This is a genomic window from Altericroceibacterium indicum, from assembly GCF_009828105.1.
In the GTDB taxonomy this organism is placed as follows: Bacteria; Pseudomonadota; Alphaproteobacteria; order Sphingomonadales; family Sphingomonadaceae; genus Altericroceibacterium; species Altericroceibacterium indicum.
The window spans coordinates 644860-665957 of sequence record NZ_WTYQ01000002.1 but is presented as its reverse complement, the minus strand read 5'-3'; the positions used below and the strand labels follow the sequence as shown (position 1 = coordinate 665957).

Annotated in this window: 27 protein-coding genes; 13 read left to right on the top strand and 14 right to left on the bottom strand. The window is 55.9% G+C overall.

All coding sequences use genetic code 11. From position 1 onward, the window contains the following. Positions 1-27 precede the first annotated feature (27 nt). The 3 genes from GRI39_RS08095 (at position 28) to GRI39_RS08085 (ending at position 3935) form a co-directional block, all read left to right on the top strand. Positions 28-1314 (top strand): metal-dependent hydrolase family protein, encoded by a 1287-nt coding sequence (locus tag GRI39_RS08095; protein ID WP_160739154.1) that lies wholly within the window; start codon positions 28-30, stop codon positions 1312-1314. Between the two features lie 110 nt (positions 1315-1424). Next, on the top strand, positions 1425-3260 hold the full coding sequence (locus GRI39_RS08090) for a DUF885 domain-containing protein (protein ID WP_160739153.1): 1836 nt from the start codon (positions 1425-1427) through the stop codon (positions 3258-3260). A gap of 3 nt (positions 3261-3263) precedes the next feature. After that, positions 3264-3935 (top strand): DUF2585 family protein, encoded by a 672-nt coding sequence (locus GRI39_RS08085; RefSeq protein ID WP_343033312.1) that lies wholly within the window; start codon positions 3264-3266, stop codon positions 3933-3935. Positions 3936-3940: 5 nt separating this feature from the next. Here the strand turns inward: GRI39_RS08085 and GRI39_RS08080 are convergent, their stop codons facing one another. Then, the gene (locus GRI39_RS08080; protein ID WP_160739152.1) at positions 3941-4414 is read right to left on the bottom strand and encodes an Lrp/AsnC family transcriptional regulator; all 474 of its coding nucleotides are present in this window, start codon (positions 4412-4414) and stop codon (positions 3941-3943) included. Positions 4415-4536: 122 nt separating this feature from the next. Between GRI39_RS08080 and rhtA the strand changes: the two genes are divergently transcribed. Beyond that, positions 4537-5439 carry a threonine/homoserine exporter RhtA gene (gene rhtA, locus GRI39_RS08075; RefSeq protein WP_160739151.1) on the top strand — a complete coding sequence of 301 codons (903 nt, stop codon included), beginning with the start codon at positions 4537-4539 and terminating at the stop codon, positions 5437-5439. 5 nt (positions 5440-5444) lie between these two features. Here the strand turns inward: rhtA and GRI39_RS08070 are convergent, their stop codons facing one another. Further along, entirely contained in the window at positions 5445-5879 is a 435-nt protein-coding gene (locus tag GRI39_RS08070) for a GFA family protein (protein ID WP_160739150.1), read from the bottom strand. Between the two features lie 176 nt (positions 5880-6055). On the opposite strand from GRI39_RS08070, the gene GRI39_RS08065 reads away from it, so the two are divergent. Beyond that, positions 6056-6361 (top strand): hypothetical protein, encoded by a 306-nt coding sequence (locus GRI39_RS08065; protein WP_211371487.1) that lies wholly within the window; start codon positions 6056-6058, stop codon positions 6359-6361. Beyond that, on the top strand, positions 6361-6639 hold the full coding sequence (locus GRI39_RS14385) for a hypothetical protein (RefSeq protein ID WP_170324276.1): 279 nt from the start codon (positions 6361-6363) through the stop codon (positions 6637-6639). Before GRI39_RS08065 ends, GRI39_RS14385 begins: the two co-directional genes overlap by 1 nt. Here the strand turns inward: GRI39_RS14385 and GRI39_RS08060 are convergent. Beyond that, positions 6636-7109 carry a YaiI/YqxD family protein gene (locus GRI39_RS08060; RefSeq protein ID WP_160739149.1) on the bottom strand — a complete coding sequence of 158 codons (474 nt, stop codon included), beginning with the start codon at positions 7107-7109 and terminating at the stop codon, positions 6636-6638. The two genes, GRI39_RS14385 and GRI39_RS08060, sit on opposite strands and share 4 nt — an antisense overlap. A gap of 96 nt (positions 7110-7205) precedes the next feature. Between GRI39_RS08060 and GRI39_RS08055 the strand changes: the two genes are divergently transcribed. After that, positions 7206-7655 (top strand): COG3650 family protein, encoded by a 450-nt coding sequence (locus tag GRI39_RS08055; RefSeq protein ID WP_160739148.1) that lies wholly within the window; start codon positions 7206-7208, stop codon positions 7653-7655. Between the two features lie 164 nt (positions 7656-7819). Continuing rightward, the gene (locus GRI39_RS08050; protein ID WP_160739147.1) at positions 7820-8377 is read left to right on the top strand and encodes a fasciclin domain-containing protein; all 558 of its coding nucleotides are present in this window, start codon (positions 7820-7822) and stop codon (positions 8375-8377) included. Between the two features lie 77 nt (positions 8378-8454). On the opposite strand, the gene GRI39_RS08045 is transcribed toward GRI39_RS08050, so the two are convergent. Continuing rightward, complete coding sequence (locus GRI39_RS08045) at positions 8455-8769, bottom strand: alkylphosphonate utilization protein (protein ID WP_160739146.1); 315 nt, start codon at positions 8767-8769, stop codon at positions 8455-8457. A gap of 142 nt (positions 8770-8911) precedes the next feature. Between GRI39_RS08045 and GRI39_RS08040 the strand changes: the two genes are divergently transcribed. Next, positions 8912-10021: a PAS domain-containing protein gene (locus GRI39_RS08040; protein ID WP_281351833.1), complete on the top strand. Its 1110-nt coding sequence runs from the start codon at positions 8912-8914 to the stop codon at positions 10019-10021. Further along, positions 10018-10437, top strand: coding sequence for a response regulator (locus GRI39_RS08035; RefSeq protein ID WP_211371486.1), 420 nt, complete (start codon positions 10018-10020; stop codon positions 10435-10437). The genes GRI39_RS08040 and GRI39_RS08035 overlap by 4 nt, the downstream gene beginning before the upstream one ends. Here GRI39_RS08035 and GRI39_RS08030 read toward each other — a convergent pair. The 3 genes from GRI39_RS08030 to GRI39_RS08020 all read right to left on the bottom strand — a co-directional run bounded on the left by GRI39_RS08030 (position 10412) and on the right by GRI39_RS08020 (position 13349). After that, positions 10412-11365 (bottom strand): 1-phosphofructokinase family hexose kinase, encoded by a 954-nt coding sequence (locus GRI39_RS08030; protein ID WP_160739145.1) that lies wholly within the window; start codon positions 11363-11365, stop codon positions 10412-10414. The two genes, GRI39_RS08035 and GRI39_RS08030, sit on opposite strands and share 26 nt — an antisense overlap. 53 nt (positions 11366-11418) lie before the next feature. Further along, positions 11419-11640 carry a DUF2061 domain-containing protein gene (locus GRI39_RS08025; RefSeq protein WP_160739144.1) on the bottom strand — a complete coding sequence of 74 codons (222 nt, stop codon included), beginning with the start codon at positions 11638-11640 and terminating at the stop codon, positions 11419-11421. A gap of 125 nt (positions 11641-11765) precedes the next feature. Beyond that, positions 11766-13349, bottom strand: coding sequence for a carbon-nitrogen hydrolase family protein (locus tag GRI39_RS08020; RefSeq protein WP_160739279.1), 1584 nt, complete (start codon positions 13347-13349; stop codon positions 11766-11768). A gap of 127 nt (positions 13350-13476) precedes the next feature. Between GRI39_RS08020 and GRI39_RS08015 the strand changes: the two genes are divergently transcribed. Together GRI39_RS08015 and GRI39_RS08010 are read left to right on the top strand one after the other, a co-directional pair. Then, a complete protein-coding gene (locus GRI39_RS08015; RefSeq protein WP_160739143.1) occupies positions 13477-14076 on the top strand; it encodes a YbhB/YbcL family Raf kinase inhibitor-like protein in 600 nt (199 codons plus the stop codon). A 28-nt stretch (positions 14077-14104) separates the two neighbouring features. Further along, complete coding sequence (locus GRI39_RS08010; protein WP_211371485.1) at positions 14105-14356, top strand: SWIB/MDM2 domain-containing protein; 252 nt, start codon at positions 14105-14107, stop codon at positions 14354-14356. Positions 14357-14405: 49 nt separating this feature from the next. Here the strand turns inward: GRI39_RS08010 and GRI39_RS08005 are convergent, their stop codons facing one another. Beyond that, positions 14406-14825, bottom strand: a complete 420-nt coding sequence (locus GRI39_RS08005; RefSeq protein ID WP_160739142.1) for a DoxX family protein — start codon at positions 14823-14825, stop codon at positions 14406-14408. Positions 14826-14887: 62 nt separating this feature from the next. Then, positions 14888-15178, bottom strand: coding sequence for a DUF427 domain-containing protein (locus GRI39_RS08000; protein WP_211371484.1), 291 nt, complete (start codon positions 15176-15178; stop codon positions 14888-14890). Positions 15179-15354: 176 nt separating this feature from the next. On the opposite strand from GRI39_RS08000, the gene GRI39_RS07995 reads away from it, so the two are divergent. After that, positions 15355-16368, top strand: a complete 1014-nt coding sequence (locus tag GRI39_RS07995) for a zinc transporter ZntB (protein WP_160739141.1) — start codon at positions 15355-15357, stop codon at positions 16366-16368. A 4-nt stretch (positions 16369-16372) separates the two neighbouring features. Here GRI39_RS07995 and GRI39_RS07990 read toward each other — a convergent pair whose 3' ends face one another. From GRI39_RS07990 to GRI39_RS07970, 5 genes are read right to left on the bottom strand one after another with little or no spacing between them, the layout of a single operon-like run. Continuing rightward, the gene (locus GRI39_RS07990; RefSeq protein ID WP_160739140.1) at positions 16373-16885 is read right to left on the bottom strand and encodes a GNAT family N-acetyltransferase; all 513 of its coding nucleotides are present in this window, start codon (positions 16883-16885) and stop codon (positions 16373-16375) included. A 10-nt stretch (positions 16886-16895) separates the two neighbouring features. Next, complete coding sequence (bla, locus tag GRI39_RS07985; RefSeq protein ID WP_160739139.1) at positions 16896-17855, bottom strand: class A beta-lactamase; 960 nt, start codon at positions 17853-17855, stop codon at positions 16896-16898. Then, on the bottom strand, positions 17852-18739 hold the full coding sequence (locus GRI39_RS07980) for an RDD family protein (RefSeq protein ID WP_160739138.1): 888 nt from the start codon (positions 18737-18739) through the stop codon (positions 17852-17854). The genes bla and GRI39_RS07980 overlap by 4 nt, the downstream gene beginning before the upstream one ends. Next, positions 18736-19794 (bottom strand): stage II sporulation protein M, encoded by a 1059-nt coding sequence (locus GRI39_RS07975; protein WP_160739137.1) that lies wholly within the window; start codon positions 19792-19794, stop codon positions 18736-18738. The genes GRI39_RS07980 and GRI39_RS07975 overlap by 4 nt, the downstream gene beginning before the upstream one ends. Further along, positions 19791-21059: a DUF58 domain-containing protein gene (locus tag GRI39_RS07970; RefSeq protein WP_160739276.1), complete on the bottom strand. Its 1269-nt coding sequence runs from the start codon at positions 21057-21059 to the stop codon at positions 19791-19793. Before GRI39_RS07970 ends, GRI39_RS07975 begins: the two co-directional genes overlap by 4 nt. Positions 21060-21098 lie beyond the last annotated feature (39 nt).

Genomic DNA, 21098 nt, shown 5'->3' with positions numbered 1-21098 from the left:
GGTCCGCAATGCAATAGGGGAATATTGATGAAGCGGATAGGCATATTGGGCACCATGGTGATGGCTGCCTGCGCAAATTTGGCACTGGCGGCTCCGGCATCGGCGGAAAGCTATGTCATTCAGGCAGGCCATATTATCCGTGATGCCTCGGATGGTTTTTCCGGTCCGGCGACGATCCATGTCACCGATGGGCGCATCACCGCGATTGAAGAAGGATTTCAGCCGCTGACCGAAGGCGCCACGCTGATCGACCTGAAAACCAAGACCGTGATGCCCGGCCTGATTGACCTTCACACCCATCTGACCGGCGATCCGGGCGGCGATTATTGGCGCGAAGCGGTGGAGCCTGATGAATGGGGCGTGGTGCTTGGCACCAAGAATGCGCGTTTAACCGCCAAGGCTGGTTTTACCACCGTGCGTGATGCCGGCGGCGCGGCAGAAGCGATCTATTCGGTACGCCGCGGGACAGCCGAAGGTATTATTCCCGGCCCCCGCATTGTGGCCGCAGGCTATCCGCTGGCGATTATCGGCGGGCACGGCGACATTACCGGCTTTCGCCCTGAAGTGAATGAATTGCTTAGTTCAGGCTATGCCTGCACCGGAGCGGTGGATTGCACGGCCAAGGTGCGCAAGGCGAGCCAGAATGGCGCAGACGTTATTAAGATTACGGCGACCGGCGGTGTGTTATCGCAGCAGGGGCGGGGGCTCGGCGCGCATTTCACCGATGCGGAGATGACTGCGATTGCCGACACGGCCCATTCGCTGGGGCTCAAAGTGATGGCCCATGCCCATGGCGCCCGCGGGATTGAAGCCGCGTCACGTTCCGGCATCGATACGATTGAACACAGCACTTATGCCGATACGGCAGCACTTAAAGTGATGAAGGAACATGGCACCGTGCTGGTGCCGACGCTGATGGCGATTCAAAGCGTGGGCGAAGGGTTGGACAAGGGTATCTATACCCCGGTCGTGGAAGAGAAAATCCGGGCAGTGGCGGGCAAGCTGGGTGATGCCGTGCGTCAGGCACGCGCGATGGGCGTTACAATTGCCTTTGGCACCGATTCCGGCGTGTTCGAACATGGCCGCAATGCCGGCGAATTCGCGCTTTTGATGGATGCCGGCATGACCAGCCCTGAAGCCATCGCCAGTGCCACTACCGTGGCCGCCAAAGTGCTGGACATGGAGAATGAAATCGGCCGGCTCGCCCCCGGCTATTCTGCCGATATCATCGCGCTCGACGGCAATCCGCTCGACAATGCTGCGCTGCTGGAAAAGGTCGATTGGGTGATGGTGCGCGGCCGCGTAATCAATTGATTGAAAGTGTAATTCGTCGAATATCCATGCTGTTTGGCAGAGCGCCCCACGCGCTTTGTTCGTCCTGCCTTCATGGGCAAGACAGCTATATTTTTAGGGGGGACTGACCCATGATTTCTATTCGTATCGCTCTGCTCGGCGCCGTGGCGGCTTTGCCGCTTGCTGCCTGCGCCACTATGCAGAGCGAAGCACCCGCAACGGCCACCGCAACTGCAGAGATTGCCAGCCCATCCTCATCTGCGCATGACCGGTTGTTCGCCGTTTTCGCCGCATCCGATGAAGCCGAGCTGGCCAACAATCCGCTGAATGCGCTGTTCCGGGGCGATATGCGCTATGCCGATCATTTGGGGAATTATTACACCAAGGCCTATAATGATACTGAAAGGGCTAATGCGCAAAAGGCGCTGGCAGCGCTGAAGGCGATTGATCGCAGCTCGCTCAATGAAACAGATCAGATCGCTTATGATGTCTTCGCCTATGATCAGAATGAAGCGCTCAAAAATCTGACACCGGAAATCATTGCGCTCAATGATGTGCGCCCGATCAACCATTTCACGGGCTTCCACACATTCTACCCCACCTTCGCCAGCGGGCAAGGGGCCGCCCCTTTCAAGACGGTGGAGGATTACGAAAACAATCTGAAGCGCCATAAGGAATATGTCGCGCTGACAGATCGCTCCATCGCCAAGATGCGTGAAGGCATGGCGAGCGGGGTGGTTGAAACCAAGCTCACGATCCGCAATGTGATTGAGCAGCTCGATACGCAGCTTGCCCAGCCGCTTGAACAATCCCCTTACTGGGGCCCGGTGACGCAATTCCCGGATAGTTTTTCCGATGCGGAAAAAACCAGGCTGACTGCCGAATATCGTGATGTGATTGAAAACCAGATCTATCCGGCCAACCGTCGGATGCGCGATTTCCTGAAGACGACCTATCTGCCCGCCGCGCGTGACAGCATTGGCCTGTCCCAGATGAAGGGCGGCGCTGCGCTGTATAAGCAGATGATTGAGCAGACGACCACTCTGCCCCTTTCCCCCGATTATCTCCATAATCTCGGCCTGAGCGAAGTCTCTCGCATCAAGAAAGAAATGGAGCAGGTGAAGGCCGAAGTTGGCTTTGATGGCACGCTGAGCGAATTCTTCGATTACATCCGCACTGATCCGAAGTTTAAGCCGAAAAGCCGCGAAGATCTGACCCAGCGTTATTATGCCATTGGCAAGGCGGTGGATAAGCAAATCCCGCAGTATTTTGCGCATACCCCCAAGACACGGCTTGAAATCCGGCCCTATGAGGAATTCCGCGAGAAGTTCGAAGCGGGCGGGTCTTACCAGTCCGGCACGCCTGATGGATCACGCCCCGGTGTGTTCTATTTCAACGCCTATGATCTGCCGAGCCGCACCACGCCGGGTGAAACCACGCTCTATCTGCATGAAGGCGCACCGGGGCACCATTTCCAGATCAGTCTGGCGCAGGAAAATACCGCGCTGCCAAGCTTCATGCGCTTCGGCGGCAATACGGCCTATGTCGAAGGTTGGGGGCTTTATGCTGAAACACTCGGCTATCCGATGGGCTTCTATAAAGACCCTTACCAGCATTTCGGCACGCTGGACGATGAGATGCTGCGCGCCATGCGGCTGGTGGTCGATACCGGCATTCACGCCAAGGGCTGGACCCGTGAACAGGCGATTGATTACATGCTGGCCAATTCCGGCATGGGCCGCACCGATGCTACGGCGGAAGTCGAACGCTATATCGCCATGCCCAGTCAGGCACTGGCCTATAAGGTCGGGGCGCTGAAAATTCAGGAATTGCGTGATAAGGCGAAATCGGCCCTTGGCGCGAAATTCGATATTCGGGAATTCCATGATCAGGTGCTGAACACCGGGGCATTGCCACTGCCGGTTCTTGAAGCCAAGATTGACCGCTGGATCGCTTCCAAGGGTTAAACATTGGCTCTCCCCGGCTGGCAAGCGCTGGCCGGGGAGGCTTGTTATCGGGCACGTTTCTGGCAACAAGTGGGGATGGACAACACCTCCTCCACTCTTTGGCCCAGCCGCAAGGCCTGGATCATCTCAGCCATTATTGCGCTGGTGGCGCTCGCCATTCTGTTTGTCATGGGCCGTCCACCGATCTGCGCCTGCGGAACGGTGAAGCTTTGGCATGGTGTGGTGCAATCGGCAGAAAACAGCCAGCATATAGCCGATTGGTATACGCCCAGCCACTTCATCCATGGCCTTTTGTTCTACGCCGGAGCCTGGGCATTCCTCGTCAAATGTCAGCCTCTTACCCTGGCGCCCAAAAGCTGGGGCCTGCCGCTGGCTGTGCTGGTGGAAGCGGCTTGGGAAGTGTTCGAAAACACACCATTTGTCATCGACCGTTACCGCGATGTTACCGTGAGTTGGGGCTATGTGGGCGATTCCATCATCAATTCCATGTCAGACATCGGCTGGATGACGCTGGGCTTCCTCTTCGCTGCCCGCGTGCAATGGTGGGTGAGCGCCGGGCTGGCAGTGGTGCTGGAAGTGCTGACCGGCTTTATCATCCGCGACGGATTGGCCTTGAATGTGCTGATGCTCGTTGCGCCTTTTGATGCCGTGCGTGAATGGCAGGCCATGGCCTGACGGGATCAGGCAATCGGGATAATCTTGGGCTTTTTGGATTGCCGGTAAATCACCAGCGTTTCAAAGGTGCGGACATGCTCTTCTTCCACGAAGATGCGCCGGGTCAGCTCGTCATAATCTTCCATGCTGCGGGCAATGATCTTGACTGCAAAATCATGTTCGCCGGTAATCTGCCCTGCTTCGAGCACTTGCGGTTCCGCTTCCAGCTTGCGCATCAGATCATCCGCTGTGCTTGAACCTTCCCGCTCCAGTGACACGAGCACGATCATCGTCAAGGTCCAGCCCATGACTTGCGGGTCTACCACCGCCGTTTCGCGCAGGATAGCACGCGTTTCACGTAAGCGGCGCACACGGCGATAGCAGGCTGGCGCAGACAGGCCGACACGTTCCGCCAGATGCTCCATCGGCATCCGCGCATCGTGCTGGAGCTGTTCCAATATCCGGCGATCAATCGCGTCGAGTTTAGGGGGCGGTGCCATCTTGTGCCTGCGTGATAAATTTTATCACTTGCTTGGCAAGATCAACCGCTTTTGGCGAGAAAAAAGGCTATTGGCTTCCCAAATAGTTTCTCAAAATGGTCCCTTGGAAAGCACGTCAGCAAATGGAATTCAGGCAGGAAAACAGTGTGGTCGCGTCATTGCTCCCGGTGGTGATGCTGGTGTGCGGAATGCTGTCCATTGCCTATGGGGTGACGCTGGCCAAGCAGCTTTTCCCGGCAGTGGGGGCGCAAGGGACCACGGCGCTGCGCCTGACTTTTGCGGCTTTGATGCTGGCGGCCGTTATGCGCCCATGGCGGGTGCGTTTTTCGCGGCACACCTGGAAACCGGTGCTGTTTTACGGCCTGACGATGGGCGGCATGAATCTGCTATTCTATATGTCGCTGAGGACTTTGCCGCTGGGCATTGCACTGGCGCTGGAATTCAGCGGGCCGCTGGCCGTGGCCATCTTCTCATCACGCCGTAAAATCGACTTCCTGTGGATCGGCTTTGCCATAGCGGGTCTCGCTATCTTGCTACCCATCGGGAAGGGCATTGCCGGGGTGGATTGGGTTGGCGCGCTCTATGCACTTGGTGCAGGGGTGTGCTGGGCCTTCTATATCCTCACCGGCAGACGGGCAGGGCTGGATCATGGGGCCATGGCGACATCGCTCGGCATGATTGTGGCTGCCGGTCTGGTGCTGCCAGTAGGGATTGCCCATGCCGGGATGAGCCTCCTCCAGCCATCGGTGCTGGGAGTGGCGGTGTTGGTCGGCCTTTTATCCAGCGCGCTGCCCTATTCGCTGGAGATGTACACGCTGCGCCGCCTGCCGCCGCAAATGTTCGGCACGCTGACGAGTCTTGAACCGGCTATCGGCGCCATGATGGGGCTGCTGTTACTGGGCGAAACTCTGCCGCTCCTCCAATGGGGTGCGATTGGCCTCATCATCGTGGCTTCCATCGGCACGACGCTGACCGATATGCATGAACGGCACCGGGTAAAGCGGACGGAATTGCTGCCGGATTGAGGGGATCAGCCCTCAATCCCCGCCTCTTTCAGCACTTCCGGGCCTGTTTTCATCACGCTTTGCTGCGCGAAATCGTACCAATGCGGCTTTTCATCCACAAAGATCTGTTCACTGATCGCCATCTGTTCGGGCAGAATGAAGAGGCCTGCACTGAAGGAGTAATGGTCACTGGGCAGGTAATGATACCACAAGGACGAACCGCAAGTGCTGCAAGAAGCGCGTTCGGCCCAGTCGGATGAACGATAGGTTTGCACCGAATCTTCGCCATCGATCCGGTGACCGATACCTTTTATCCCAGCAAATGCCCCACCATTCCAGCGCAGGCACATCTGGCAGTGGCATACGGAAATCGCAGGATCGGGCTGTTCAAGAGTAATCGATACCGCGCCGCAAAGGCATTGCCCGAGCAGGAGCACATGTGTCGCAGAATCTTCGGGCATTTGGCGTTCTCCATTCCAGTGATTTGGCTTTTGCGCAAAGCTGCTCTATTGGGCGGTCACAGGCAAGGCTTGCATCTATACGGGCATATCCGGGCTTGCTGAAACTGGAAGAACTGCCAAACGTAGTCTCTATAACGCCTGTCATTTCTCGCAGGTCTATAAAAGGCACTTGTCGCATGCCGCGCAAATCTCAAAATTTCAATCCGATGGCCGATTGGCTTCAGTTGGGTGCATCTGGTATGCAGCTTTGGTCTGACGCCTGTTCGGTGATTGCACTTCGCACGATCCGTATGGCCCAGGGCGGGAAAACGGCTGAACGTGAAGCGCAATTGATGGTGGATGAAAAGATCGACGCCAATATGTCGCTTGCGATGAAGCTGGCCATGGCTGGTCCGTCCAGCCCGGAAGCCACCATGCGCCGTGCGGTTCAGCATTACAGCAAACCTGTCAAAGCAAATCGCCGCCGCCTGATGAAAGGCTGATGGGGCAGGGCGTATCTGCTCTCATTTTGCAGGCCCCCACAGGATATTCTGCCTCCCGCCTGTTCCTTGGCGGTGATGGCGGCTATGAGGTTTTGCCCATCACCGGAGAATTTATGGCTGATCTTTATCTCAAGAATCTGGAATCAGAGCGCAAGGCGCTGTGGGCAACCTGCCGCCTGAAGGGTCTTCCCCGAGACACGCCAGAGCGTATGCGTATTGCCCAGATTGATGAACAGATTGCCGCACATAAGGCGAAGAAAGCGGAGCCGAAGACTTAACGCCGGGATAGCCTGACCAGCGCTTCATCGAGAGCTGACAAAAAGCGCGAACGGTCCGATTTGGAAAAAGGCGGCGGGCCGCCCACAATGTCTCCGCCTGCGCGCAAATCCGCCATGATCGCCCGTGTGGCAATCGCCCCGCCTATCGAATTGGCGGTAAAGGGCTTGCCATTATGGGCGAGAACGGATGCGCCTGCTTTCACGCAGCGATCTGCCAGCAGAATATCGGCTGTAATCACGATTGTTTGCGGACCAGCACGTTCGGCAATCCAATCATCGGCGGCATCAAATCCGTCATCGACCACTACCCGCGTCACCAGAGGGCTCAAAGGCACGCGGAACGGTGAATTGCTGACGATGCTGACCGGCACCTTATGACGTGAAGCGACTTTGTAGACTTCCTCTTTTACCGGACAGGCATCGGCATCGACGAGAATTGTGAGGGGCGAGGCAGGGTTGGCTGTTTGCATGAACGCTGATCACTGCCGTAGCGCTGGCCACTTGTCGAGAGCACAGCCATTCCAAGCAGTCTTGCGATTTCTTCAGAACGGACGCAAATATCTCTTATGAAACCGCGCGTTTTGCCTGTTCTATTGCCCGTTCTGCTGGCAGCTTGCTCCTCCGGGGACGATCCCAGAGTTCCGGGGGATACGCTCGATTCCAAGCCATTTGCCGGAATCTCAGACAGTGAAACGCTCCATCTGACGGGCACGGAACCTTTTTGGGGCGGGGAGGCCCGGGGCACTACATTGACGTACACCACGCCTGAAAATCAAGCGGGTGAAACGATCACAGTGGACCGGTTTGGTGGTCGTGGTGGGCTTTCACTCGCTGGCAGACTGGATGGGATGCAACTCGATATTATGGTGACGCCGGGGACATGCAGCGATGGCATGTCCGATCGCAGCTATCCTTTTACGGTGACACTGAAGCTTGCGGCAGAGACTCTGTATGGCTGTGCATGGACGGACAGTCAGCCATTTAGCTTGACCAAAAACCCCTCCAAAACGCTCTGAAACCGAATTCGGATACGAAAACACGGTATTATAGTACCGTTATCGCAACTGCTCTCTTGCATGGTGCGTTGCGGTGAGACAAGTCGCTCTGCACGGAATCCTGATGGCTCGCCTGAGTTTTAGATGGTTGCCGAGGAAACAAAATCAATGAGGAAGCTCGTCCAATGAAACGTTTTGCCATTCCGCTTCTTGCCGGAGCGACGCTCGCGCTGGCAGCTTGCGGATCGGAGCCTGCTCCGGAAGCCACCGAAGCTGCTACCCCCGCTCCGACTGGCCCCGGCCCAATTGCGTCGGCTGCTGCCGATAATGCCGATCTTTCGAAATTCCTGGATGTTGTGCGTTCTGCCATGCTCGGCGGAAGCCTCATCGCCCATGGCCCTTACACTCTGTTCGCGCCGACCAATGAAGCTTTTGACCACATGCCAAAAGGCAAGCTGGACAAGCTGAGCGTGCCGGAACAGCAGAAGAATCTGGCAGCCCTCATCAACTATCACATCGTCAAAGGCGCGATGGATAAGGCTGCGCTGACCAAGGCTATCGAAGATGGCAAGGGCAAGGCTGAACTGGAAACGGTTGAAGGTGGCAAGCTGACCGCAACCCTCCAGGGTGATACGATCGTCCTGACCGATGGCAATGGCGACAAGGCCAAGGTCACCGATGACGGTACAGAAGCGTCTAACGGTTACTTGTACTCAATCGATACTGTTCTTTCCCCGCATTGATCGGACGGACAGAATAAAAAGATGAACGGGCCTCAGTGATGAGGCCCGTTTCATTTGTAGATCCTAGAGTTCTGATTTTAGCGCTTCTTCACAAATTCAGCGCGCAGAACGAGGCCTTTGATACCGGGGTATTTGCAGTCGATTTCCTGTTCGTCTCCGGTGAGGCGAATGGACTTGATCAACGTACCTTGCTTCAGTGTCTGGCCTGCACCTTTTACGGTGAGGTCCTTGATCAGCGTAACCTGATCGCCATCCGCCAGAAGATTGCCGACGGCATCACGCACTTCGACTTGCGACGATTGAGATTGCTTGGCTGCAAGTTCAGATGCAGGCATCCATTCGCCGCTTTCTTCGTCAAATACGTATTCTTCATCTGCGTTGTCGATGCTCATGGGCTTGGGTTCCTTTACTCTCTGTCAGTACGCGGCTTAGCGTCAAGACAAGGCTTTGCAAGTATAGGCGGGGAACGAGCTTTCCGAAACGTCGTTAATTGCTTGGAATACTGACCCTGCCTACCGGAGAAAGGAACGGACAATGGCCAATAACCACCCTGAACCTTCTTCCATGGCAGAAGATCAGGCGCATCGCGTAGAATTTGATGGTGGACGTAACTATTTGTCTGGAATGCGCGCTGAAGAAGGCTTTTCGAGCCCGTCAGGCGTTTTGTTTGAACAGGCTATGGCGCAGACCCGCATGGCAGTCTGCCTGTGCGATCCCAAGCAGCCGCATTTGCCAATTGTATTTTCCAATCGCGCCTTCCATCAACTAACCGGCTATTCTGAAGCCGAGGTTTCAGGGCGCAGTTGTAATATTTTACAGGGGCCGGGTACCGATCCTGTTCAGGTCGGAAAGGTCCGTAAGGCCCTTCGCCATGAAGACGTTGTGGTCGTCGAACTCCTGAATTACCGTAAGGATGGTTCGGAATTCTGGAACGCCCTTCATCTCGGTCCGATTTACGATGCGAATGGAGAACTGCTGTATTTTTTCGGCAGCCAATGGGACGTATCCGATGTTCGTGCTGCACGGGCGGAAGAACAAAACGCCAAAATGATGGCGCGCGAATTGTCGCACCGGATGAAGAACATGTTTTCGGTGATTTCGGGCATCGTGAACATCACCGGTCGTGTGCGACACATCGAGACAGAAGCGTCCGAAATCAATGGCAGAATCCAGGCACTGGGCCGGGCATATGAGACAACGCTGGATGAAGCCTCCACCGGCAGCATTGAAATAGGCCAGGCGATCAGAGCCATTCTGGAGCCTTATGATTCCGAAGAAGGGCGCCTTCACTTCCTCGGCAATGGTTTGCGCGTTCCATTCCAGATTGTGTCCTTGGTGGGCATGGTCCTTCATGAACTGGCGGCCAATGCCATGAAGCATGGTGCATGGTCTGACGATGAAGGCTCGGTCGCGATCAACTGGTTTGCGCGGGAAGATGCATTAGGTGTTCACCTCGAGGTGACATGGGTCGAGAAATGTGGACCAACTGTTCAAACACTGCCGCCAGGTGAAAAGCCCAAGTCCGGTACTGGTGATGCGATTGTAGAGCGTTTGTTGCGCCATAGTGGCGGTAAAATTGAGAGAAACTGGAACAAGCAAGGGCTGGATGCACTGGTGACTGTCCCATTGAGAGAAAAAATATGAACGCTGCGGGTTGCTCCATATTACTGCTTGAAGATGAGCCGTTGATCCTGATGGATCTGGAATTTGCCGTAGAAGACGTGGGTGCTGAGCCACTATGTGCGACCAATGTTGCACAGGCTCTGAAGCTGCTGGATAGCAATAAGGCTATCAAAGTCGCCGTGCTGGATGTCAGCCTGCGCGATGGCGAAACCTGTGCCCCTGTGGCCAAACACTTGAAGCAAAGCGGTATTCCCTTCCTGCTTCACTCCGGGGATCTTGACCGCCGTAACGAACTGGTTCGCAGTTTGGGGGCGCAGCTTGTGGCTAAACCGTCAAGCGCTGATGCGGTTGTTCACAAAGCATTGGAAGCCGCTGGCCTTGGCGATGCGTCGGGAACGCAGGGTGATGCTGTCAGTCGTGATGATATTGCGGCCTGACTTTCTTTAATTCTGCCAACAAGCGATCAATATCCGGCTTTTGGCATAGTTTGGTCCCGGGGGTCATTGTGGTGGCAGCCCCAGAGGCAATAGCCCAGCGCAGGGCAGCCGTGAGATCGTCTTCCACCATCATTCCGTGGACAAGTCCCGCAACAAAACTATCGCCTGCTCCCGTAGCGCTGGCTACTTCCACTTTGGGGGACGGTAACGCCATCCAGCCGTTTTTGTCCGCCAGTATTGCGCTCCCCGGACCGCAGGTTACGGCAACATGCTGCGCTTTGCCCTGTGTGACCAACGCATTGGCTGCCGCGCCGATGGCGGCTTTATCGGGTAATGTTGTGCCGGTCAGTGTTTCAAATTCGCTGAGGCTGGGTTTGATGCAGTAAAGTCCGCCAGCCTCCAGCGCGGCGGCAAGGGCGGGGCCAGAGGTGTCCAGTACCAACCGCACATCCTTGCGAGCGCATATAACGGTGAGCCGGCCATAGAAATCCTCGGGCACCCCGCGCGGCAGGGACCCGCTGGCGATCAGCCAGCCACCTTCCAGTGCCTCGGCCATGGCGAGCGCGCTTTGCCATTCCTCAGCGGCCACCAGCGGCCCTTCTGGTACAAAGCGATATTCCTGCCCGGTTGAGGTTTCATAAACCGCAAGGCTGCTGCGCGTATCGCCTGCAATGGGGATGGGTTTGATCGGCAGTTTCTGTACCTTCAGCAGGTCTTCCAACTGCGTGCCCGATGGCCCGCCTGAGAGGAAAGCTGCGCACACATCTTGCCCCAATTCCGCCAGAACTCGCGCCACATTGATTCCGCCACCGCCCGGATCGTGGCGCTGGTTGTGCGTGCGAACCTTGTGCGTGGGAATAACCCGCTCTGCGTCGCATGATGCATCGAGCGAGGGATTGAGGGTAAGGGTGGTGACTGTCTGTCGCATGAGTCATCTCATGCCATCGTGCGGGCGCAGTAGCCAGCCCTGGTGAACGCCTATCAGACAGGCATGGCGTGCAAAGGGGTGGATGTCAGGCGCGCAGCATCATGGCGCTTCCATGCTTTCTCGTGGAAGAAGAAAGCGATGGCATTGATGCAGGGTTCGATCAGGGCGATGCCGCCGGCCATTTCCAGCGAGCCGGTAAAGGCATAGGCGACCGAGAAACCCACTGTCAGGTGGATCGAGAGATAGGTCAGTGTTTTGGCAAGGTCACGGGGCATCAGAATATCCTTCATGCTATGAAGAACGTTTATTGCGAGTAAATCGCAATTTCTAATGCGGAAATATGCTCAGTCTGATCGGAAAAGCTACGCCGCCCGGGTGAGGGGCGGCGCACCGGAATATATTAGATGGTGTCTGTGCGGGCTTCGATGTTTTCCGGCACACCATATTTCCAATCCACCCGATAAAGGTCGAACCGGCGATCCTTCAAATTCTGCACTGCACCGCTCTGGCGGCTGGTGAGAAGATCCGCGATCGAGAGATCGGCAATCGCAATGGTTTCGGTGTTGGGGGCCGTATCTGCCGCCACACCGTCACGCGCGAAAGGGAAGTCCGAGGGCGTCAGAATGGCGCTTTCGGCATAGTGAATGTCCATATTTTCGACATTGGGGATATTCCCCACCACGCCAGATGTCACGACATAGCACTGGTTTTCGACCGCGCGGGCCTGCGAACAATAGCGCACCCTGAGATAGCCGCGCCGTTCATCGGTGCAGAACGGCACAAAGAGCAGCATGGCCCCTTGGTTGACCAAGTGCCGTGCCAGTTCCGGGAATTCGGAATCGTAACAGATCATCACGCCAATCGGGCCGCAATCGGTGGGAATGGCTTCGGCGCCATGGCCGCCCTTGATGTTCCACCAACGCCGTTCGGACGGGGTCGGGTGGAGTTTCTCCTGACTGTAAACCGCACCATCGCGCAGGAAAACATAGCAGATATTGCGGATTTCGCCGTTCTCCATCCGCGTCGGATGAGAGCCGCCGATAATGTTGATATTATAGCTGACTGCCAGCTTTTCCATGAAGGCCACAAACCGCTCGGTGTAATTGGCCACTTCCTGAATCGCTTCTGCCGGGGGGAGCGGCTTTTCCGGGATGGACAGCAGTTCCAGCGTGAACAGTTCGGGGAAGGTCACGAAATCCGCGCCATAATCCGATGCCACATCGGTCCAATATTCGACCTGTTCTTCAAATTCATCGATCTTGGAAATGCGGCGCATCATGAATTGCACGGTGGCCACGCGCACGGATGCGGGCAGGCGAGCGCCTGTGCCGCGCGCACGGCGATTGCTTTCTTCGGGCGCAAGCGGGTTGGGCCACATCATCAGCACGGCATGGCCGCCACTGGCCTTGTCATGCGGATCGTAATTGCGCAGCACGCGCTGTGGCTGGAAGCCCTGGTTGATCTGGAAATTGATGACTGAATCGCGGACCTGTTTGTCCAGCACTGCATTGAGATAGGCCTGCGGATTGGGATAGGCGCGGCGCTTGCGGGCATAGCCGGGCATCCGGCCACCAAAGACAATGCCTTTCAATTCGAAATATTGGCACAGTTCCCGGCGCTTGCGATAAAAGCGCTGGCCGATGCGCAGGCGGCGATAATCCGGGTCCACACAGACTTCGATGCCATAGAGCAGATCGCCTTCTTCATCATGGCGCATGGCAAAGCCCTGTCCGGTGATTTCTGCCAGCGTATGCGGGGCCAGCGCGATATCTTCCGAAACGATCATCGTCGCGCAATAGCCAACGACCTTGTCTTCATATTCGGCAACAAACTGCCCATCTGCAAAATTGTTGATCTGCCCCCTGACCTGCGCCGGTGTGTAGGCATCGGGCGCGCCATATACTTTGGCAGAGAGTTTGACGATGGCGGCCGCGTCCTTGGGGGTGGCTGGCCGGATGACGAGTTTTGCCTTGGTTGAATCCATCAGCAACATATAGGAGATGTCCGCATCAAGTCCATGTGTTGACTCGCATGGCTTAGCCTAAGCGTCGGAACGGCGCGCGATCAGTCCCGTTGATCTTGTAAAATCTGAAGAAACAGGAAGTATTGTTATGAAGGAAGACGTCCCCGCGTGGCTCGGCAAGGTATTGCACAATGTGCGTGCAGGTCATGGCAAGCTGACGGTGGCGCAGATCGGTGATGAGAGCCTGTTGAACAAGGGCGGATTTGCTTTGAGTTCTGCGGCTTTCAAGGATGGTGAGGAATTAGACCCTTGCTTCACCGCCGATGAAGAGGATGCCGTTGCGCCGCCTTTTGAATGGACCGCTCCGCCGCCCTCTGCGCATGAGCTGGTTCTGATCGCGGAAGACCCGGATGCGCCCGGCGAGGAACCTTTCTGTCATTGGCTCGTCTGGGGTTTGCCTGCACAGAAAGGCCAATTGCTGGAAGGGGAAACGCCGCCGCGCGTCGGCAAGAATTCACTCAAGAATTCTGAATGGGCACTGCCTCAGCCACCGATTGAAGATTCTGCGCATGACTACGTATTTCAGCTCTTCGCGCTTGACCTGCCGCTTACCGTGATGCCCGGTGCGAGCCGTAAGAAAGTGATCGAAGAGATGAAAGGCCATGTTGTGGCTGTGGCCGTTCTGACGGCGACTTACGCACGTGAGCCAGAAGACGACGACGATTGGGACGAGGACGAACTCGACTAAGGCGTCCATAGCAAAGGAAGAACCAGTCATGGCCACCAAGAACAATGCTCTCAGTAAGCCTGTTACCCTGTCTCCGCAGCTTGAAGAGCTGATTGGCAAAGGCCCGATGACACGGGCCGAAGTAACGTCCAAAGTCTGGGAATATATCAAGGCACACGATCTTCAGGCGGCCAGCGATCGCCGCAATATCGAGCCTGATGACAAATTGGGTGGCGTGATCGGGACGGAAACGATTTCGATGTTCAAGATGACGGCCGCTGTGTCCAAACATCTGAGCTAAACAGATAGCAGCCACTCCCGCCAATGGCCTGCGCCATGGGTGGGGGTGGCTAAATTTTATTGGCTTCGCGGCGCTTGCCGAACGGCCAATTGGTCACATTCCCGGTCCATAGGGCAAGCCAGATCAGCACCGGCTGTGCGATCATGCGCGGAATATGATAGCCAAGACCCAAGCCTCCATCAGGCTTTGCCATATCCATAGCGAAATGGTGAATATTGGCTGGCCAGACACACAAAGCATAAAGCGCAAGACCAACCCCTGCCGCTTGTCGCAGACGGGGGCCAAGCGGCTGCAATAGCCCTGCCGCGCCTGCCACTTCAGCCATTCCAGTCCAATAGATCACAACCGCCGGGAAGGGCACCCAGTCAGGGGTAATGGACAGGAATGGGCCGGGCATGGTGACATGCAAATAACCCGCTATCAAATAGGCAATGCCAAGCAGCCAGCGGGCTATTTTGCGTTTCAACATTCCGTCTTCCTCTGGCCATTGGCCTGTTTTTTGAGTGTGGTGAAAACGGGTCAAGGATCAGCTCATTCCTCCACCACTTCCACACCATTCCAGAAGGCGACGTAGCCCTTGATTTTTTCCGCCTTCGGCTTGGGATCAGGATAGCTCCATGCCGCATCTTCATTGCGTTCGCCATCCACATCAAGGGTGTAATATTCGGCCTCTCCCTTCCAGGCGCAGGTGCTGGTGGTATCGCTTTTTACCAGAACCAGAGGATCGACATCTTCCTTAGGGAAATAGTGATTGCCTTCGACCACGACCGTGTGGTCACTATGGGCAATAACTTGGTCATTCCAGATCGCTTGCATAGCCATCCAAACCTCCATCGCTACCCGTCTTGCCTTTTCCAGCGCAGGAAATTGTTTTCTGTTCCACCATTCACCTTGTTGGGAACGGCTTTTGCGATGAATGGATGGTGTGTGCCTCGGAATTGTACTGAGCCAGCGTAAGCCCACTTCTCACAAAGCCCGCCTTCCGGCATGAGGGGAGGATGGTTGAAAGCGATAGCGAATTCGATACTGGCGATGATGACAGCACACCGCTTCTTTTTGGGCGGCTGCTGGATGGTCAGGGCGGTGCGCGGTCCATCGATTGGCATCAAGCGCAATTGTGGGAACCGGGCAAGCCGGGGGAGATGCTGTGGCTGCATATCCACCGTAATCGTCCCGGCGTGCAGGACTGGCTCGAAAGCCATCTCGGCATTCACGAACCAACTGCTGAACTGCTTATCAGCGATTCCACCCGGCCACGGGCCTTCCGCGAAGATGACGCGCTGGTGGCCACGCTGCGGGGCATCAATTTCAATCCCGATGCAGAGCCGGAAGACATGATCTCCATGCAGCTCTGGTCCAACGGCAAATGGCTGATCACATTGCGCCGCTTTCCCTTGCAGACCCCGCGTGAAGTGGCGCAGGAACTGGATGCGGGCAAAGGTCCGGTTGATGCAGGTGCACTGGTCACATGGCTCACTGAGCTGATGATTGCCCGTATGAACCATTCCATCATCGATATGAACGATCACATCGATGCGCTGGAAGATGCGGATATTGATGGCGATGCGGAAGACATGCTCGGCCGGATTGCCACGATCCGCCGCAATTGCCTTGGCCTCAAGCGCCATATGGCCCCTCAGCATGACGCGTTGGAATCTATCGCCAGAGATGCGCCGGACTGGTTCGAAGATCACGATCGCCGAGAAATCCGCGAATCCATCGAACGGCTGCGGCGCTATCTCGATGATCTGGATATCAGCAAGGAAAGCGCGCTGGTGTTGCAGGACGATATTCGTGCCCGTGCCGTCGCCCGATCGGAACGCACAAATTACCTGCTCACGATTATCGCGGCCATTTTCCTGCCACTCAGTTTTGTGACCGGGCTTCTGGGGATCAATGTTGGCGGTATGCCGGGGATTAATCACCCCGATGCCTTCTGGATTGTAGTCGGGCTATGCGGGGTGATTTTGGTGGTGCAATTGATGCTGTTCCGCAAATGGCACTGGCTTTGATGGATTAAATCTTCACTTCCATCAGAAATTCATCGTCGCGGTGGTTGCCGACCCAGAAATCGATGTCGGCAATTTTGTTGAAACCATAGCGCCGGTAAAATTTCTGTGCGCCGAAATTTTCGCTCCACACCGATAGCTGGATCGCATCGGCCTCAACGGATTTGGCGGTGGCGAAAACCCAATCGATCAGCCTAGCGCCGATGCCCTGTCCGGTCATCGCCGGATCAGTGTAAAGCTGGCTCAGAAATATGGGCCGGCTGGCGTCAGAATAGGCTCCATAGGAAGAGGTTAGCTTGACCTTCGTAAAACCAACCAGCCTCCCATCATCAAACGCCAGCCGGTGCTGAAAGAGAGGGTCAGCGATTTCGCGCTCAACCCCCGCCAGATCATAGGCAGACTTCAGAAAGGTGTTGAGATCGGACGGATCATAGAGATGGGCAAAGGCTGCGCAAAAGCTTTTCTGCCCCAAGGCAGCCAGGGCCGGGGCATCCGCTGTTTTGGCACCTCTGAGTTCCATTCTGACCCCCTTATGTCGCTTTATGTGCCTGCTGCCGGGCAAAATCAGCCGCTATTGCGCCAACTTTGGCCAAGACAGCCTGTGACTGTGGCTCGGATTTTTTATGCACGTTGGGCAAACGGTAATAGCTGGTGATAGCAAGCGGCGGCCCGTTCGGCGGGCGGACAAAAGCTATATCAGCGTAATTGCTGCCAAAACCCTCTGCAAAAGAGGTCCCGGTCTTGTCTCCAGCAGGCCATCCCTTCGGGATGCCTCCTCTGATGCGTTGCAGGCCGGTGGAAGTTTCCTGCATCCAAGCCCATAATTTTGCACGAGAACTTTCGGAGATCACTGTGCCGGTCATCAGTTTTGCAAGCGTGTGCGCCATTGCCTCAGGCGTGGTGGTGTCATGCTCATCACCGGGTGCTACCAAGTTAAGGTCTGGCTCTGTTTTGTCCAACCGGCTGACCGTATCGCCCATATTACGCCAGAATTGGGTCATTGCTTGTGGACCGCCAAATTCACGCATCAAAATATTCGCAGCAGCATTGTCGCTGGCAACCTGAGCGGCTTTGGCAAGTTCTTCCAGCGTCAGCCCATGAGCCAGATTTTCTCGGGTTACAGGGGAATATGAGAGCAAATCCCCTTCGCTGTAATGAACCCTCTGATCGAGGTTGATTTCGCCACGATCAGCCTTTTGCAGCACCATCGCGGCGAGCGAAAGCTTGAAGGACGAACAGAGCGCAAAATGTTTGTTTTCGTTGATCCCAAACCCCTGACCGCTTTCACAATCGATAATATATGCACCCAGAATACCGGGAATACTCGCTTGCAGCTTTTCGAGCTGTTCGATCTGGCCCCCATCGGCCTTATCGTGTGTAGCAACGCTGGAATTGCGGGTGCAGGCAGCTAGAAAACTGGCTGCAATACCAGCGATGGCTGAACGCCGCACAAGCATGATGGAGGGCGAGGTTTCTGTCAGCAAACTCATGAAAACTTGTCTTTCTTTCTTTTTCCAAAGTGCATGTCGCTTTCCAACCGGGCACGGAGTTGGGCGTAGAAATCCTGCAAATATTGCCGTTCATCACCCGGTGGGCTGGATAATCCGATCTTGGTGCCGATCGTTGCTGCCACTGTTTCCAGCGTTTCTGCGTTATCTTCGCGCAAAATTCGCTCCAGCGTTTTTAATTCAAACTCGCCGTAGACTGCCAATTCTGCAGATCCGAAATGATAATTTTCGGTTGCTGTATTCTCCAGAGACATGGCTGTGCTCAACTTGGTTGCCCGGGTTTCAATGACCCAGGTTCCGGCAATCAGATCCCCTGCGCGCATCCGGTCTTTGTTAAACAACGGAAATAAAGCGAAAATCAGGAACCAAACGGTGGCTGCTCCAGCAAAGATACCGCCTTCGCCAGCCGATGCTATGCTGAAGAACTGCCACGGAAGGAACAGCTCGACATCACGCATCAAATTGCGCGCAATCACAGATTCCACCCGCAATCTGCCCCCATCACGCGACGCAACCCGTATGCCGAGGAGGCGTTTTCCTGGCGTGGCTCCTCGCGGCCCAAGTTCGAAAAACAGGAAATAACCATACCGCGCAGCGAATAGGGAAAGTAGCAGCAGAACGACTAAAACCTCTGCCAGCGGCCCATTATCTGCCGTTTTGAAAACGTTAATAGCCAGCAAAATCAAACTGATGACAACCACCAGTGTTACGGTGCCAAAGATGACGAGGTCGACAATCAGCGCGGCCACTCTGGTGCCAAAGGATGCGATCGTGGCAGGCAAGGTAATGCCTTCCGGGGTGGTAATGACACGGCGCATTTTCTGCGATGAAGTGTCGATCATCGCATAGCTATTGGCGTTTCTCATGCGCTCTCTCCGACGGATGATCGGCGGAATGCAAAGAAGTAAAGTAACCAGAACAACAGCATAGAGCCGCCAATTGCGAAACGTCCCGGAGTGCTGGAGACCAACTGCCTTCCGTAGCCTTCAAGCAGAGCAGCGATCATCAGCATCAGCACCACGCCCACCATGACCTGCGCTGCCCGCCTGCCACTTTGGGCGGCAGCTGCCATGATGGAAGCCTCTCCTGGCAAGGCCATAGAGCGGCCGATATGCAGGCCAGCCGCACCAGACAGCAGAATAGCGAAAAGCTCGGTTGTGCCGTGGATCGAGAGCCATGCGATGAAATCTGTCGTCAATCCGGCATCGTGGAACAGCCATAGCATCGCGCCCAATCCGGCCAGATTATAGACCAGCAACAACAGAGACGGGATGCCAAAGGCAAAACCCAGTGCAAAAGCGAGAATGCACACGGTTGCATTATTGGAGAAAAGGTAGCTGGCAAATACGCTCAAACCATGTGTGTTTTCAGTACCTTGGAGCGATTTTTCCAGAATAGCTTTTCCTGCACCGGGCTGACGCGTATCGGCCAATGAGCCTGGCACAAGTGCGGCGTACCACTCACTATCTTTCGCAACCAGCAGCCAGCCGACGAGCGTCCCTGCCACCATGACCGCCAAAGCGATGCATATGTCCAGCCAGAGAGAGCGCACCGCCGCGCTCCACCCGCCGCCAAGAAATTGGCGAAACCATGTCCATAGTGAACTGCGCGGCCCGTAAATCTGAAACCATGCCCTTCGGACCAGTGTTTCAAGATAGGCGAGAGCGGCCGCATCCAGCGAGGTTTCGCGGGCGACAGCCAGACTGGAAGCTGCGCTGCGATAGAGCACGGGAAGGTCGAGAATGTCGTCGTCGCTGAGTTTCCGGGTGCGGTTTTTTTCAAGCTCAGTGACGATTTTCTCGAGCCTTAGCCAATCAGTCTCGCGCTCCAGTCGGAACCTGTCAGAGCGTAGGGCCGCTGCTGCAATGTCAACAGGTGTTTCAACCTCTTTTCTGCGGAAAAAGCGTGTAATGGCTTTCATCCAATTGCCTCCGCACCTTTGGCTTCGAGGTAACGGTCGATCACCTGAAAGCCGATTGTTTGCCAAGGGGCCTCAATCACATGCACTCCCATTCGGCGCAGCCGTTCAAGTACTAGCGCGCGCTGCCGGGTGAGACGGTCTGCCATCACGGCAGTAGCAATATCATGCAGCCTGTCTGGCTCAGCCGTGGATAAAGCGCTCAATTCCGTGTCTTCCATGGTGACAAAAATCACCAGATGATGGCGGACCAATCGCCCGATGCTTTCCAGCATGAGTTCGGCTGAAGTAAGGTCGGTGAAATCGGAAAACAGCACGATCAGCGAGCGGCGTTTCAAGCGAGCTGTCAGGGTGGAAAGGGCGAGGGTGAAATTCGGCTCGCGCGGCACATAATCAAGCGATGCAGCTGCGGTTTGCAGGCGATGAAACGCATTGGTTTCAGTTATGAAAGGTGTGGCAAGGCGCGGAGTATCCGCAAAGCCGAATAGCGAAACACGGTCCCCGCCTTTCAAGGCAATAAATGAGGCGGTGAGTGCCGCCGATACGGCACGATCAATCCGAGGCAGGCCATCGACAGGTTCACACATCGCTTGCCCGCAATCGAGTGCGAAGATGATCTGATTATCTCTTTCCGCTTCATTTTCCCGGGCATAAAGAGCGGTGTGGCGCGCACTGGCTTTCCAATCGATCCGGCGGCGGTCCATTCCGGGCTGGAACTCGCTCAAAGCTTCAAATTGCGTGCCTTCCCCGCGGATACGGCGGGCAACAAGGCCGAATTGGGAATCGCGCATATAGGCTTGCAAGGTGGGGGAGCGGACGGGAGACAAGTCAGGCCAGATACGGATTTTTCGGTCCAGAGCGATAGTTCTCTGCTGGTGGGCAAGGCCGAGTGGGCCAGCCCAGCGCACCCACACTGCATCGATTGCCGCTGTGCCACGGCGCGTAGGCGTAAGTATAATCTTTCCAGACCAGATTTTCGGTTCAGGCTGATCGTCCAGAGCCGTATCCCTACGGCCTCGATGGGCCAGGCGTTCATCCATCGATAATGCAATCTGAGGCGGAGGACCTGCAATTTTCCGGCGAAGTTCAGCCATAGCCAGAAGCAGTGTAGACTGGCCGATCTCAGTGTCAGCAGGCGTTTCCAGTTTGAAATCTTCAAGTGTTCCGGCGAGCAGCCCATCAAAGGCAATCAGAACAAGTAGCATCGCCCCTATAAGCGGGGCGATAATCCACGCACCGGGTGCAACGGCACCGATCAGCACCGCCATGGGAGCGGCAATTGCGATCAATACCAAGGCTCGGGGCGA

Excerpts from the sequence above, each read along its gene's own strand:
- GRI39_RS07990 (WP_160739140.1), bottom strand. The coding sequence starts at position 16,885 with ATGGAACTCAGAGGTGCCAAAACAGCGGATGCCCCGGCCCTGGCTGCC.
- GRI39_RS07995 (WP_160739141.1), top strand. The coding sequence starts at position 15,355 with ATGGTTGAAAGCGATAGCGAATTCGATACTGGCGATGATGACAGCACA.
- GRI39_RS08095 (WP_160739154.1), top strand. The coding sequence starts at position 28 with ATGAAGCGGATAGGCATATTGGGCACCATGGTGATGGCTGCCTGCGCA.
- GRI39_RS14385 (WP_170324276.1), top strand. The coding sequence starts at position 6,361 with ATGGGGCAGGGCGTATCTGCTCTCATTTTGCAGGCCCCCACAGGATAT.
- GRI39_RS08025 (WP_160739144.1), bottom strand. The coding sequence starts at position 11,640 with ATGCCCCGTGACCTTGCCAAAACACTGACCTATCTCTCGATCCACCTG.
- GRI39_RS07975 (WP_160739137.1), bottom strand. The coding sequence starts at position 19,794 with ATGAAAGCCATTACACGCTTTTTCCGCAGAAAAGAGGTTGAAACACCT.
- GRI39_RS08000 (WP_211371484.1), bottom strand. The coding sequence starts at position 15,178 with ATGGCTATGCAAGCGATCTGGAATGACCAAGTTATTGCCCATAGTGAC.
- GRI39_RS08005 (WP_160739142.1), bottom strand. The coding sequence starts at position 14,825 with ATGTTGAAACGCAAAATAGCCCGCTGGCTGCTTGGCATTGCCTATTTG.
- bla (WP_160739139.1), bottom strand. The coding sequence starts at position 17,855 with ATGAGTTTGCTGACAGAAACCTCGCCCTCCATCATGCTTGTGCGGCGT.
- GRI39_RS08060 (WP_160739149.1), bottom strand. The coding sequence starts at position 7,109 with ATGCAAACAGCCAACCCTGCCTCGCCCCTCACAATTCTCGTCGATGCC.
- GRI39_RS08050 (WP_160739147.1), top strand. The coding sequence starts at position 7,820 with ATGAAACGTTTTGCCATTCCGCTTCTTGCCGGAGCGACGCTCGCGCTG.
- GRI39_RS08035 (WP_211371486.1), top strand. The coding sequence starts at position 10,018 with ATGAACGCTGCGGGTTGCTCCATATTACTGCTTGAAGATGAGCCGTTG.
- GRI39_RS08020 (WP_160739279.1), bottom strand. The coding sequence starts at position 13,349 with ATGGATTCAACCAAGGCAAAACTCGTCATCCGGCCAGCCACCCCCAAG.
- GRI39_RS08030 (WP_160739145.1), bottom strand. The coding sequence starts at position 11,365 with ATGCGACAGACAGTCACCACCCTTACCCTCAATCCCTCGCTCGATGCA.
- GRI39_RS07970 (WP_160739276.1), bottom strand. The coding sequence starts at position 21,059 with ATGGCGGTGCTGATCGGTGCCGTTGCACCCGGTGCGTGGATTATCGCC.
- GRI39_RS07980 (WP_160739138.1), bottom strand. The coding sequence starts at position 18,739 with ATGAGAAACGCCAATAGCTATGCGATGATCGACACTTCATCGCAGAAA.
- GRI39_RS08015 (WP_160739143.1), top strand. The coding sequence starts at position 13,477 with ATGAAGGAAGACGTCCCCGCGTGGCTCGGCAAGGTATTGCACAATGTG.
- GRI39_RS08080 (WP_160739152.1), bottom strand. The coding sequence starts at position 4,414 with ATGGCACCGCCCCCTAAACTCGACGCGATTGATCGCCGGATATTGGAA.
- GRI39_RS08090 (WP_160739153.1), top strand. The coding sequence starts at position 1,425 with ATGATTTCTATTCGTATCGCTCTGCTCGGCGCCGTGGCGGCTTTGCCG.
- GRI39_RS08040 (WP_281351833.1), top strand. The coding sequence starts at position 8,912 with ATGGCCAATAACCACCCTGAACCTTCTTCCATGGCAGAAGATCAGGCG.
- GRI39_RS08070 (WP_160739150.1), bottom strand. The coding sequence starts at position 5,879 with ATGCCCGAAGATTCTGCGACACATGTGCTCCTGCTCGGGCAATGCCTT.
- GRI39_RS08010 (WP_211371485.1), top strand. The coding sequence starts at position 14,105 with ATGGCCACCAAGAACAATGCTCTCAGTAAGCCTGTTACCCTGTCTCCG.
- GRI39_RS08055 (WP_160739148.1), top strand. The coding sequence starts at position 7,206 with ATGAAACCGCGCGTTTTGCCTGTTCTATTGCCCGTTCTGCTGGCAGCT.
- rhtA (WP_160739151.1), top strand. The coding sequence starts at position 4,537 with ATGGAATTCAGGCAGGAAAACAGTGTGGTCGCGTCATTGCTCCCGGTG.
- GRI39_RS08065 (WP_211371487.1), top strand. The coding sequence starts at position 6,056 with ATGCCGCGCAAATCTCAAAATTTCAATCCGATGGCCGATTGGCTTCAG.
- GRI39_RS08045 (WP_160739146.1), bottom strand. The coding sequence starts at position 8,769 with ATGAGCATCGACAACGCAGATGAAGAATACGTATTTGACGAAGAAAGC.